Origin of the sequence: Shewanella subflava, assembly GCF_025971955.1 — a bacterium.
In the GTDB taxonomy this organism is placed as follows: Bacteria; Pseudomonadota; Gammaproteobacteria; order Enterobacterales; family Shewanellaceae; genus Shewanella; species Shewanella subflava.
On record NZ_JAPDMX010000012.1, the window covers coordinates 183,021 to 195,163 of the forward strand.

A 12,143-nucleotide genomic window follows, 5' to 3' on the forward strand; every position below is an offset into this window, starting at 1 on the left:
CCGTTTAAATTGATGCTTAAACGGCATTTGAGTGTTCACAGTGTTTGAGTTAATTATCTTCACATAAATTTTTGCCTGCGGCATAGCAACTCGGCTGTCTTGGGCATACGGCACCGCGCGAGCAAATTAACCGAGCATCATTTTTAATGCCACGTTCTATCCAATTAATATTGAGGATTTTGGCCACACTGGTAAGGTCTTTTTTAATGTGCTTAGGAATAACAATCGAGCCACCATTAGAGGCACAAGCCTGTTTTAAATCATTGGCAATCGACAGTGAATCTTTACCCTGAGCGTCAATAGCGGGGTTTAAATCAATGCCAGCGCATAGCACATGGGGGTTACCTGCAGAGTCTTCTACCTTGATAGATTCGCAACAATAAATACGCGGCTGGTTGCCCACATTCAGGATTGAAATTTGTGCCGAAGTTCCCGATGACGGCTCGTTGATCATCCTAAATACCGCCCAGTGCTGGCATGGGTCTTCCACTAAACGCATATTGCCCCATGGCAGCGGGATCCCGTTACCACGATAAACCGCTTTGAGTTTACCGGGCGCATAGGCATCAAAGAAATGCCAATGTGGATAAGGTGACACAACCGTCATACGGCGCATGGCTACCGATGCCGATACCTGTAACTGCTTGTGAACACTAATTTCATAACCATGGCGGTCAAGTAGTTGTCTAAAAGGCACTTTAGGGCACAATAAGGCTCCAGCAAAAAAGCTCGATTCAAAATCGCGCCAAGCATGCAAAATATCTTGAGCATTTAAGGTGTTTGATTGTGGAATACTATTATCATCCCCCTCCTCTTTACGACCAGAGGTCATTACTGACTTTAAGCCATCTTTATTGTGCAATACACAATGACCAATATGCACTGCTAAATCATATTTCAAACGGTGAGGACGATTTTTTAGGGTGTTGTTTAAATAAATAGTACTAGGTGGCTCAAAAAAAGAGGTTACTAATTGGCGAGAACTGGCGCCCATTTCATCACGTATTTCTTGCGGTGTGCGGTCAATCCATTTAATGACTAAGCCCATTCTCGCGGCAATAGTGAGCATGTCGTCGGCCATTAATGGCATACGCTTTAAACCCACATCTTCAGCGGCACGCTCTAAATCCGGAAAGTGATTTTGATGATGTTCTTGATGTGCGCGGATCAACAAATGAGCAAATTGTCTCCCCGAGGTCCCCGTTTGTGACAGCATTTCAGGGATCGCAATTTGTAAAATATCATTAGAAAATAAAAAGCTTGGTTCAAGCGGCATACCGCTGATCCCGCCTTTACTGCCTTTTTCAGGCGTAATGGCATGCTCTTCGGGCACATCATCAAGAAACCATTCAACTTCTTTTTGAAAAACTGCAGCGATAACGGCCAACATATCCGCACTTGGCACCCGTTTTCCACGCTCAATCATAGATAAGTATGACACCGAAGGTGAATTGCTTGAGTCCACTCGCATGCAACGAGCAGAGAGATCTTCCATGGTTAAGTTATTGCGTTTACGCAAGTTTCTTATCTTTGTGCCCAAAAAATGGGTCTTTCGCATCAAGCTTTTTTCATTTCTCATTTTGTATAATTCACACTGTAAAATTTTTATTGTGAAATTGTTTGTAAAAATAGCATAGACTAAAAATCAAGCTATGAACAAGGCTTAATTCAAAACCATTTTGAATGACTATAAATAAATTAATCTGACCTACTATTGAAAAGAAGAGGATAAGGCTATGAATATGTCTACTCAAGCAAGCACCAAAGTAACCCAGAACCTTAACCACTTCATTGGTGAGCAATTTGTGGCAACAACCAATAAATTAGATCGCTCTATCAATGCGAAAGAATTATTAGATGCCCAGTTTCCATTAGCAACAGGCTCACATCAAGATGTGACTAGCTATGTTGTTTATTACACTCACCTTTTAGCATTCTTAAAAGATGGCACTCAATGTGGCTTACAGAACCCTTGTCAATTTGTGGCATTAACAGGCCATAAGAGTGAGCCTTCATCTGTGGTATTAAAAAATAATGATACCCATGTCGAAATTTGTTTTGATCGTCAAGGCGAAATGGGTAGCCATGATTTAGCCAACATTGAAGACATTCAAATTGAAATGCCAATTAAAAACCTACCAACACCTTACAAACAGTGGATCAGCTTATTACATTCAAGCTGTAAGCCAACAGAAGGTCGTTGCAAAGTGTTCACAGCTAAAGATGGTAGCGATTACGCAATGCATCAGCGCTAAGTTCAAAAATGAATGCTGAAAATAGAAAAGCCAGTAGGTTCAACCACTGGCTTTTTTAATGCGATAAAATGCCAATCAGCTCAGCTTAGGTCAGGTTTTATTTGTATATTTAACCTCACTATTTTGCGTATTTTGTGCTGCTTTATCGCTTATTTTATCTCCTCGTGGGTTAATAGATGGCAGAAAAAGATTTAAGCACAAGGGCTGGTTGCTCATTGCTGGCATAAAAATGTGTTAACGCGTGGCAAACCTTGACGTTAAACATCGTTTGATAAGGCTCAAATTGCTACAATAGCGCACTGCTTTTTAAATGAGTTCCCTCATGCTCAACTCAGCTGTTAAAAATTATAAATTATGGCTATTCATTTTAATGGGCCTGTTTTGCTTAACACCGTTGATATCCTCTCCAGTGGCTTTACTTATGGGGTTTACCCTTGCCAGCATTGGGCTTGTGCCTGACAATATTGACCTTGGTAAATGGACCAAAAAATTACTCGCCTATTCAATTGTTGGCCTTGGTTTTGGCATCAACCTGCCTGAAGCCATTGCGGCCAGTAGCAGTAATCTTGGGTTAATTGTCGGGTCTATCTTTTTTACATTGATTTTGGGCTATGGCTTAACCCGAATAATGGGACTTGAAAGTAAAACTGGGCATTTGATCAGTTGCGGTACCGCTATTTGTGGTGGCAGTGCGATAGCTGCGGTTGCACCGGCCATTAATGCCAAAAATGAACAAATAGCGGTGTCATTAGCCTGCGTGTTTTTACTCAATTCAATTGCACTTTTCGTTTTCCCAACCATAGGCCATGCATTGCAATTATCGCAATACGATTTTGGCGTGTGGAGTGCGATTGCTATTCACGACACTTCTTCTGTGGTTGGCGCAGCATCTGCTTATGGTGATGAAGCGTTGAAAACCGCAACGACTGTAAAATTAGCCCGTGCACTGTGGATTATTCCTGTAGCACTATTAAGTGCGTTTGCATTTGGTGGCGATAAAAGCAAAATCACCATACCATTTTTTATTATCTTTTATTGTGTGGCAATCTTAACGGCTTATTTGCTGCCGCAAGGTCAGCCGCTATACAGCCTCCTATTTAGTGTTTCTAAGCAGGTGTTGGTGCTGTGCCTATTTTTAATTGGGGCAGCCATTACGGTAAAAAAAATGCGCGCAAATGGGCCTAAGCCACTGTTATTAGGTGTGCTACTATGGTGCGCTATTGGTGGGATATCATTGCTTTATATTGTGAATGTTTAACCGTTACTTAAAGCGGTGACATTACTCACCGCTTAAGTGGCAATCGTGCTGCTTGATGTCAGGCTTTGATAACGCAAGCCAAATAAGACTGGCAAAGGTCACTAGCTCGATTAACGCACGAGTTAATCCAGAGGTTTGCACAGAGGCAACTACCGCAATAATACACAGGGTAATAATTATCGAGGTTTTTAATTTACGAGATAACCATAATTGTGCCATTTCCCCTCCAGATAATCGTCAATATTGAAATGATATTATCGAAGCAGCAGGCAATTTTACGCCAATATCAATTTTAACTATGTCATAACTGATTACAGAACTTTGTCGATACAGACCGATAGTCATCAGTCATACCCATCACAATTAATAAGTGATCAAAATAGCGTATTTTAGCAAGCTAGAAGCAACAGTCATTGATATAGAGGGGTTAATAAAAAGGGCTCGGGTCGACATCTAAGCTGCTGGGTGAAATACCACGTTCAATATTCACTTCGGCTTTTAATAAATCTACCATCACGACTTCGGTATAACGTCGGTGCTTTAAAGAATAAAAACACTTCACTATCGGGTGTAATGCGTCGCGATTTTTAGCTTCCCACACAATACCGACACGCTCATCGGATAACTGTACTAATGAACCAACCGGATACACACCGATGCAACGAATAAATTCATACACCAAAGACTGATCTAAATGAAATGGGGTTAAACTGATAAGAATTTTAAATGCCGCCGCCGGGCTCATGGCTTCTTTATAGCAACGCGTAGCTGTTAAGGCATCAAAAATATCGACGATACAGCTCATTCTTCCGTGAATGGGGATTTCATCGCCCTTAAGGCCTTTAGGGTATCCTCTGCCGTCTAATTTTTCATGGTGCATTAAACACACATCTTTACTTATCTGCGATATCCCCTGGGTATCTTCCATAATTTCAATTGCATAGGTTTGATGCAATTTCATGTGCTCAAATTCTTCTGGGGTTAACTTTCCGGGTTTATGCAAAATTTTATTGTCAACTTTCACTTTGCCTATGTCATGCAAAATCCCGCCCACAGCCATTTGCCGAAGCACATCAATATCTAACTTCAAATGTTTACCAAAAGTAACCAGTAAGAAAGCCACGTTAATTGAGTGCTCAAGCAAATAAGCATCTTTGGTGCGTAATGCCGAAATACATTTAAACGCGTCGGCATCGTCCATTACCGATTCAAGCATTTTGTCAGCTACCGCTTCAAAAGGTGCAACTTCTACCGCTTTGCCCTCAAAGGTTTCTGACAACACTTTCTTGATTAAACCCTTCGCTTCATTCAATAACTGCTTGGCTTGTTTTTGCTGAGTATCACGGCTGAGGCTGGCTTTTTTTGCAAGTGGTTTTCCAGGCACTTCCTGTGGGGCCATTTTTTTTAAACCACAAGAGTCCGATGAGTGATCTATATCCACCCAAACATGTTTGATATTATTTTTAACCAATTGCGCAACAGCGGTACGGCTTTTTATTTGCCCAGCATTCGCAATCGCAACGGTACTATTGTTGCGATCGATTGCTGTGACAAACATACCAAGATTTAACTTGGTCACAGGAATTTTGATGATATTTGAAGATTCATTTGAATCAATCATTGAGCAAGCACCCTCAAGGTCATAATGCACTTAACGATATTTTTGAGTGTTATGTGAATTCACTGTTAAGCCTTCCTTGGGAACATTTAAACTGGCGCAGATAATACGTATAAACACGCACCATAGTTTATAAAATAATAAATAGTATATAACATTCATAATAGATATATCAGTAATCTATCAATATTAGCTAATTATAGATCACAGCCTAGCTTGCTGATGATTGACAGTAAATGATTGGTTGATTAACTTGATGCGCTTATTGCCATGAATAGGAGTCGATATTGTCCGGCCACTTTTTTAGTTCACAATTTAATGAGTTAAAGCAAAAGCTTGAACAAGTTATGCAAGCGCCTGAGATGACGCCTATTGTGCAATTATCAGTACAAGCTCCTGCCGTGCCGCTGTTGTCGTGGTTAAGTGCCCAAACACAATACCCACGAATTTATTGGCATGGCCGCGATAAAGTAGAAGAAGTGGCAGCCATTGGTATTTGTAAGCAGTTTTATTATCAAGATCAGGTAGACGATCATCAACTGGCCGCAGATTATCAGGCCCAGCGTGGCAAAGGGACAAGTCAGGATTTACGTTATTATGGTGGGGTAGCATTTGACCGCACGGTAGAATGTTGGCCAGAGTTTGGTCGAGCAAGATTTGTGTTACCGCGCATTGAGCTCAGACGCAGTGGCCAGACAATAAAAATTTTGTTGAACCTTAATTTTGATAACCAAAATCGTCAATTAGAGTACCAACAAGCATTAGCTGCAATCGCCAAAATTGAAAAACCTAAACCGCTATCACCACCGAATAAAACTCGGTTAATGAGCCGAAGTGATTTACCGGATAAAGATAGATGGCGCGAACTGGTTCAACAGGTAACCCAACACAACTTCAATCAAACCACGCCCAAGGTGGTGTTGTCTCGTCAAACTCAAATTGAAATTGCCGAGCAACTCGATCCCTGGACTATCCTCGCCTGCTGGCAAGGACGAAACCCCAATAGCTTTCAATTTGGTTTTCAATTTAGCCCAGAACGTACTTTTATTTCCTGCTCACCCGAACGTCTATACTTGCGCCGTCAAAATGAATTATTCACCGAAGCGTTAGCGGGAACCACCATTCGAGGGTTAAACCAAGAAGAAGATGAATTACTGGCGCAACAATTACTCGACGATGTAAAAAACAGCCATGAAAACCAGCTAGTAAGGCAACACATTGTCGATGCACTGAAGCCGCTGAGTCAGTATGTGGGCGCAGATGAAAAAGCCAAGATCTTCAAATTGACTCATATTCAGCATTTACATCGAGCGATTCGCGCTGAATTAAACGCCGGTGTAAACGATTTTGATTTGTTACGCGCCTTGCACCCTACGCCAGCGGTAGGCGGTCTGCCCCGTCACAGCGCCCTTAGCTTTATACGTCAACGCGAAGGTTATGCTCGTGGATGGTATGCGGGTGCATGTGGATACTTTAATCATTATGAATCAGAGTTTTCAGTGGCGATACGCAGCGCACTCATTGAGCCTAGAAGAATTAGTTTATACGCTGGTGCAGGTGTGGTTTCAGGCTCAGATCCCGATGCCGAGTGGCAAGAGTTAGAAAATAAATTGGCCACTATTTTATCTATTCTTATCGATTTTTAGCGCTCAATCTATACCTTTATCACCTATAAAAAACGCATCTACAGAGATGCGTTTTTTATACAATAAAGCGGATATTACGGTGTGTAATACGTGGCCGCATTTGGGCCAACAGGCAAACCTAACACAAACACCCATAGGAAGAAAAACAGCGTCCAACCAATAAAGAACACTATGGTATAGGGCAGCATAGTGGCAATCAAGGTGCCAATACCTAAGTCCTTTTTATAGCGACAGGCGACAGCCAGAATCAAGCCGAAATAACTCATCATAGGGGTGATTAAGTTAGTCACAGAGTCACCAATTCGATATGCAGCTTGAATGGTTTCAGGCGCATAACCAACCAGCATCAACATCGGCACAAAAATCGGTGCGGTAACGGCCCATTGCGCAGAGGCACTGCCAAGCATCAGATTGATAAAACCACACAACATAATAAATAGCACAAACACTAACGGGCCAGTTAAACCGATGGCATTTAACGCTTGAGCCCCACCCACAGCCAACACAGCACCTAAGTTTGTCCAATTGAAAAAGGCCACAAACTGAGCGGCAAAAAACACCAATACAATGTACATGCCCATGGTACTCATGCTATGCGACATAGCATTAATCACATCGACATCTTTTTTCATGGTGCCCACCACTTTGCCGTAAACCAACCCTGGAATGGCAAAGCCTATAAAGATAAAGGCAACAATTCCTTTTAAAAAAGGTGAACCCGCCACAAGGCCTGTTTCAGGGTGACGTAACGGCCCATTTTCTGGGATAATAGTTAACGCTAATAGTGCTGAAAAAGCGATGGCCGCAAACGCTGCCATTTTTAAGCCGCGTTTCTCAATATCACTCACCTTGTCCATGGTTTGATCATCTAAATCGCTGGCTTCACTGGCATCATATTTACCCAGCTTAGGCTCAACAATTTTTTCAGTGACTAGACCACCCAACAGTGTGATTAAAAAGGTCGAGGCAAACATAAAGTACCAGTTAACCTCTGGGCCAACCGTATATTCAGGGTCAATCATTTGCGCAGCGGCTTCGGTGATGCCTGACAATAAAGGATCGACTGTGCCTAGCAATAAGTTAGCACTGTAGCCACCCGATACGCCCGCAAAGGCGGCTGCTAAACCCGCTAATGGATGACGTCCTAACGAGTGAAAAATCATTGCCGCCATTGGGATCAGTACCACATAGCCAAGCTCAGCAGCAGTGTTAGAGATAATACCTGCAAAAACAATAGTGTAGGTGACCAATCTTTTTGACGACCCCATGACCAACAAGCGCATCGCGGCTGATAATAAGCCTGAACGCTCTGCAATCCCAACCCCCAACAAGGCAACCAATACCGTGCCTAGTGGCGTAAAGCCAGTAAAGTTAGTGACTAAACCCGACACAATACGCTGCAATCCTTCAGCACTTAGCAAACTAACAACATGAATTAAACCATCAGGGCTTCTACCTGTCGTGCCTTCTGGACGAGGATCAATTACGGATAATTCAAAATAACCCGCTATGCCACTGGCAAGGATCACCGCCACACAAAATAGGGCAAATAAGGTAATGGGGTGAGGTAGCAAGTTACCTAAGCGTTCGACAATGTTTAAAAAGCGAACAAATCCACCGCTAGAAGCGATATCAGAGGGGCTTCCCTTGCTATTTGTTTGATGTGATTGGGTCATTGTTTTCCTTCTTTCGGCTTTTTCCTGATACCAATTAATATATTAATGATTTTTATTTTTGGGGTATCAAAGCAGTTTGTAAGATTTGGCCAATTTACAAGCTTACAGAGACAGGGTTAACTGAAACTTAAATTATATTGGGTCAATATATGACATTGGTTATAAAAATCAGCTTAAATCGGGATAACTAGCGGTTAAGTCTCATGATGTATGGTTAAATTTAGGACATAAACTGAAAGGTGGGTTAAAAAACACCCATTACACAATCAAACTTAATCAACTGTTTATTATGTATTTTTTTATATAAGTCAGTTTGTAAACCTATAAATATTGTCCCGATACTCGCTAAGCTGTTAATTCAAATCAAATGCAATAAAATTGTTTGTTTTGTCAGTCAAATGTTATGGTATGGGGTCAAGTGTCAGCAAATATAGTCGGTACTTCACTGAGATTTAAGTGAAATATCGGTTAATTTATGCTTATTATTAGGGCGTGTTTATCTTTGTTGATAAATTATGCAGTAGGCTATTTTTCTGTCAGGCAATCACAAATGCACACCATTTAGCCCGCTAAATAAGTGAATTTGCGGCAGAATGACTGGGGAATAGCCACTACCCTTCAGGGTGAGGCTAAAATAACCAAAGATAAACACACCCTATATAAAAACAAAAATCATTATTAAGGAAAACATCATGCAAGCCTTACTGCTGAGTGCGAGCTTAGCTGTTATTCTCTGTTACCTTTGGTACGCCAGTTTGATTAAAAAGCGTCAGTCCGCTATTGATGCTCTTATTGTGTTGAATCAAAAAATCGATGATCGACTTGCGTTATTAACGCAACTTTCTAACGTGAGCCAGCAACATCAACCACTGACTCCTGCACATGCCGAGCAGTGGCAGCAATTGCATGATCTGAAAAAACAAAGTGTTTGGTCACACCAAGTTGATCAACACTTACCGACCGTGTTAACGATTTGGTCAAGCATGGATACCTTGCAAAAAACGTTGTTTTCAAACTTGCACGGTGATGAGTTAGACGAGCAACAGGTAAACGAATATTTACAATTAGAATTAGATTACCAAAATGCCAGTGCATTTTATAACCAAGCGGTGACAGACTTAAACCAAGGGGTAAAAATCTTCCCTGGCTCTGTGGTGGCAAAATTAGCCAAAGTCACCACAATGCCCATACTGACTGCTGCTGAGTAATAGCGTGAAAACCTTATTTGCAACAAACATAAAGCAAATAAAACATCGCCAGATGCTAACAATATTTAGCTATGGATGTTGTATGTTATTCACGCCTATCAGCTTGTTGGCCGCCGAGGTGCCTGCTAAAAAACCTGTCATTAAAGCTATCTATAAAGCTGAAACCAGCACCATTGCAAAGAACAAACCACAACTCAGTTCATTTCCAGATTTAAATAAGCTGGCAGTAACACCAACCAATAGCGCCGATGCAGCAATTCATTCTACGGTGGTGTTGGATAATGGTTATCCATTACCTAAACCCGAGCTGAAAAAAACGGCCAAAAAGCATGTTAAGGCAAGTTACTCTGAGCATGGCATTTTGTCGGATCTGGGTGTAGAAAAACGTAAAGTGTACCAGTATGAAAAAAATGGCATTACGGTTTTTAGTGACAGCGAGCCATCCCAAGGTGACTTTCGAATTCATTTATATGAATGCTTTGCCTGTCGCCCAGACTCAACCATTGACTGGTATCATATCCCACTGTTTACCAAAGAGTTCTCGACTGTTATTAGCAATGCCGCCAAACGTTATCAGCTTGAACCCGCCCTTATTCGTGCAGTGATCCATGCTGAGTCGGCATTTCGAACGAATGTGGTATCTAAAGCGGGAGCGATGGGGTTGATGCAATTAATGCCCGGCACAGCCAAAGACATGCAAGTGCAGAATGCCTTTCATGCAGAACAAAATATTAATGGTGGTAGCCGCTATTTGGCGCAATTATTAGGCCAGTTTAATGGCGACATGGATTTAGCTTGTGCAGCCTACAATGCAGGCCCAACCAACGTAGAGCAGTATCAAGGTATTCCGCCCTTTCCTGAAACCCAGGCTTACGTGCAAAGGGTAAAAATTCTCTACAGTCGTTACCGCAAGGCCAGATAATAATAAAAGCTTGAAGTGATTCAGGACGATTAGCTTCATATTCAACACCCACATAAGTAAGCAAGCACTTACAGTTAAAAGGTGCCTTGCGCTAATAATAGGAATGTTTATGATTTTTTCTCGTCCAATGTCATCGTTAGTGGCAACCTTTATCAGTGTGCTACTGGCAGCAACAGCACAGGCTAATACCACTTCAACCTCGAATTCTGCAGCACCATCCCAAGAAGATATGCGCTTATACGACATAGCCAACGCACCACAAGCACAGCGTTTAGAAGATGATGTGCGCAAATTGGTCAGTTTTGGCACTCGTCACACTCTGTCGGATACCGTTTCGAATACCCAAGGCATAGGTGCTGCAAGACGCTGGATAGAAGCCGAGTTTAATCGTATTTCAACAGCATGCGGGGGATGCCTTGAGGTCATCACCGTGAGTGATACCGTACAAGGCAAACGTATTGCCGAGCCAACAGAAGTCGTTAATGTGATCGCCATTCAGCGCGGTAAAACCGACCCTAAACGTGTGGTAATGATGAGCGGGGATATTGATTCTCGGGTATCAGATGTACTTGACGCCACCTCGATGTCACCGGGGACAAATGATAATGCCTCAGGCGTTGCAGGGGCGATTGAAGCCGCTAGAGTGTTATCGCAATACCAATTTAACGGCACGATTGTCTATGCGGCCTTGTCAGGTGAAGAGCAAGGTTTATATGGCGGAGATATTCTTGCTAATTATGCTAAAAGCCAGAACTGGCAAGTACAAGCAGTATTGAATAACGACATGATAGGCAATATTGCGGGCATTAATGGTGTGGTAAACAACTCCACTGTGCGGGTATTTTCTGAGGGCGTGCGGTTTGTTGAAACCGCTGATGAAGCGAAAGAGCGCTACTTTAGTGGTGGTGAAAATGATTCCGCCTCACGTAATTTGGCGCGTAATATTAAAGCCTTAGTTGATCAGTACATGACCAATTTAGATGTCATGTTAGTCTATCGCCTCGACCGTTTCGGTCGTGGCGGGCACCATTTACCCTTTAATAAAGCCGGTTTTCCTGCCGTAAGAGTGATGGAAACTAACGAGCATTATGACCGTCAGCATCAAGACATTCGCGTTGAAAATGGCATTCATTATGGCGACGTTATTGCAGGGGTCGATTTTGATTTTACCGCTAAACTCACCGCGCTTAATGCTATTAGTTTAGCGTCAATGGCTTGGGCCCCCGCGCCGCCATCAGGTGTGAGTATTAAGGGACAAGTTTCTCCTAGCACCACGCTTAACTGGGCTAAAACAGCAGATAAAGATGTGGTTGGTTATCGCATTTATTGGCGCTTAACCACAGCACCAGAGTGGACCCATAGTCGTTATGTTGGCAATGTGAACGAATTTACCCTTAATAATATGATTATTGATAATTATCTTTTTGGTGTGGCCAGTGTGGCGGCAAATGGCAATACCAGCCCTGTGGTATTCCCGGGCGCTGCGGGAGCGTTTTTTCACTAATAACTGTGGGTATAGGTGTTTATCGCGCTGAGTTACTCACTAGGGGGAAACTGTTT

Annotated in this window: 10 protein-coding genes; 6 read left to right on the forward strand and 4 right to left on the reverse strand. The window is 42.3% G+C overall.

Annotated elements, in window-relative coordinates; translation table 11 throughout:
• Window positions 1-49: 49 nt before the first annotated feature.
• A complete protein-coding gene (locus tag OHT75_RS06885) occupies window positions 50-1,579 on the reverse strand; it encodes a DUF3612 domain-containing protein (RefSeq protein ID WP_261298305.1) in 1,530 nt (509 codons plus the stop codon).
• Window positions 1,580-1,736: 157 nt separating this feature from the next.
• Between OHT75_RS06885 and OHT75_RS06890 the strand changes: the two genes are divergently transcribed.
• Together OHT75_RS06890 and OHT75_RS06895 are read left to right on the forward strand one after the other, a co-directional pair.
• Window positions 1,737-2,255 (forward strand): aldolase/citrate lyase/malate synthase family protein, encoded by a 519-nt coding sequence (locus OHT75_RS06890; protein WP_264725753.1) that lies wholly within the window; start codon window positions 1,737-1,739, stop codon window positions 2,253-2,255.
• 322 nt (window positions 2,256-2,577) lie between these two features.
• Window positions 2,578-3,513, forward strand: coding sequence for a YeiH family protein (locus OHT75_RS06895; protein ID WP_406681985.1), 936 nt, complete (start codon window positions 2,578-2,580; stop codon window positions 3,511-3,513).
• Between the two features lie 21 nt (window positions 3,514-3,534).
• Here OHT75_RS06895 and OHT75_RS06900 read toward each other — a convergent pair whose 3' ends face one another.
• Both OHT75_RS06900 and OHT75_RS06905 read right to left on the reverse strand, forming a co-directional pair.
• Window positions 3,535-3,732 (reverse strand): hypothetical protein, encoded by a 198-nt coding sequence (locus OHT75_RS06900; RefSeq protein WP_264725755.1) that lies wholly within the window; start codon window positions 3,730-3,732, stop codon window positions 3,535-3,537.
• A 208-nt stretch (window positions 3,733-3,940) separates the two neighbouring features.
• The gene (locus OHT75_RS06905; protein WP_264725756.1) at window positions 3,941-5,134 is read right to left on the reverse strand and encodes an HD-GYP domain-containing protein; all 1,194 of its coding nucleotides are present in this window, start codon (window positions 5,132-5,134) and stop codon (window positions 3,941-3,943) included.
• Window positions 5,135-5,418: 284 nt separating this feature from the next.
• On the opposite strand from OHT75_RS06905, the gene OHT75_RS06910 reads away from it, so the two are divergent.
• On the forward strand, window positions 5,419-6,777 hold the full coding sequence (locus tag OHT75_RS06910) for an isochorismate synthase (RefSeq protein ID WP_406681986.1): 1,359 nt from the start codon (window positions 5,419-5,421) through the stop codon (window positions 6,775-6,777).
• Between the two features lie 74 nt (window positions 6,778-6,851).
• Here the strand turns inward: OHT75_RS06910 and OHT75_RS06915 are convergent, their stop codons facing one another.
• Window positions 6,852-8,453 carry an AbgT family transporter gene (locus OHT75_RS06915; RefSeq protein ID WP_264725757.1) on the reverse strand — a complete coding sequence of 534 codons (1,602 nt, stop codon included), beginning with the start codon at window positions 8,451-8,453 and terminating at the stop codon, window positions 6,852-6,854.
• 692 nt (window positions 8,454-9,145) lie between these two features.
• Here OHT75_RS06915 and OHT75_RS06920 point away from each other — a divergent pair.
• From OHT75_RS06920 to OHT75_RS06930, 3 genes are all read left to right on the forward strand, one after another.
• On the forward strand, window positions 9,146-9,661 hold the full coding sequence (locus OHT75_RS06920) for a LemA family protein (protein ID WP_264725758.1): 516 nt from the start codon (window positions 9,146-9,148) through the stop codon (window positions 9,659-9,661).
• A gap of 82 nt (window positions 9,662-9,743) precedes the next feature.
• Window positions 9,744-10,583: a lytic transglycosylase domain-containing protein gene (locus OHT75_RS06925; protein ID WP_264725759.1), complete on the forward strand. Its 840-nt coding sequence runs from the start codon at window positions 9,744-9,746 to the stop codon at window positions 10,581-10,583.
• A 109-nt stretch (window positions 10,584-10,692) separates the two neighbouring features.
• Window positions 10,693-12,087 (forward strand): M28 family peptidase, encoded by a 1,395-nt coding sequence (locus OHT75_RS06930; RefSeq protein WP_264725760.1) that lies wholly within the window; start codon window positions 10,693-10,695, stop codon window positions 12,085-12,087.
• Window positions 12,088-12,143 lie beyond the last annotated feature (56 nt).

What these genes read in the sequence shown, in the direction of transcription:
- OHT75_RS06920 (WP_264725758.1), top strand. Translation starts at nt 9,146, where the DNA reads ATGCAAGCCTTACTGCTGAGTGCGAGCTTAGCTGTTATTCTCTGTTAC.
- OHT75_RS06905 (WP_264725756.1), bottom strand. Translation starts at nt 5,134, where the DNA reads ATGATTGATTCAAATGAATCTTCAAATATCATCAAAATTCCTGTGACC.
- OHT75_RS06900 (WP_264725755.1), bottom strand. Translation starts at nt 3,732, where the DNA reads ATGGCACAATTATGGTTATCTCGTAAATTAAAAACCTCGATAATTATT.
- OHT75_RS06895 (WP_406681985.1), top strand. Translation starts at nt 2,578, where the DNA reads ATGCTCAACTCAGCTGTTAAAAATTATAAATTATGGCTATTCATTTTA.
- OHT75_RS06890 (WP_264725753.1), top strand. Translation starts at nt 1,737, where the DNA reads ATGAATATGTCTACTCAAGCAAGCACCAAAGTAACCCAGAACCTTAAC.
- OHT75_RS06885 (WP_261298305.1), bottom strand. Translation starts at nt 1,579, where the DNA reads ATGAGAAATGAAAAAAGCTTGATGCGAAAGACCCATTTTTTGGGCACA.
- OHT75_RS06930 (WP_264725760.1), top strand. Translation starts at nt 10,693, where the DNA reads ATGATTTTTTCTCGTCCAATGTCATCGTTAGTGGCAACCTTTATCAGT.
- OHT75_RS06925 (WP_264725759.1), top strand. Translation starts at nt 9,744, where the DNA reads ATGTTATTCACGCCTATCAGCTTGTTGGCCGCCGAGGTGCCTGCTAAA.
- OHT75_RS06915 (WP_264725757.1), bottom strand. Translation starts at nt 8,453, where the DNA reads ATGACCCAATCACATCAAACAAATAGCAAGGGAAGCCCCTCTGATATC.